Origin of the sequence: Herbaspirillum lusitanum P6-12, assembly GCF_000256565.1 — a bacterium.
Classification (GTDB): domain Bacteria; phylum Pseudomonadota; class Gammaproteobacteria; order Burkholderiales; family Burkholderiaceae_D; genus Herbaspirillum; species Herbaspirillum lusitanum.
This window is the reverse complement of sequence record NZ_AJHH01000718.1, coordinates 1-369: the sequence shown is the minus strand read 5'-3', so window position 1 is coordinate 369 and position 369 is coordinate 1. Positions and strand designations below refer to the sequence as shown.

Below are 369 nucleotides of genomic sequence, written 5' to 3'. Positions count from 1 at the left end.
GATGGCCTTGACGATCGCCAGGCCGAGGCCATTGGATTCGGTGAATTCGCTGCGCGACTTGTCGCCGCGATAGAAGCGGTCGAACATGCGTTCCATCTGTTGCCGCGTCATCGCCATGCCGCGATTGGCGAAGACCGCGCTGCGGCGGGAAGCGTAGGGGTAGTGATTGGCGTTGAAGATTGGCATGGGATGCTTTCGGGTTTCTGATCTGGGCGAATGAACAGGTAAATAATTCAAAGGTGAATTCTAGCGATATAGATGGCAGGCGACATACTCGCCCGGCGCGGTCTCGATATTCGGCGGCAGTTCAGTTTTGCAGATATCCATGCAGGACGCGCAGCGCGGATGGAAATGGCAACCCGCCGGCGG

Annotated in this window: 1 protein-coding gene; it reads right to left on the bottom strand. The window is 57.7% G+C overall.

All coding sequences use genetic code 11. The features are described from left to right. The coding region (locus HLUSI_RS30345; RefSeq protein ID WP_040503833.1) for an ATP-binding protein at nt 1-186 on the bottom strand (186 nt) is incomplete at its 3' end. Between the last annotated feature and the right edge of the window lie 183 nt (nt 187-369).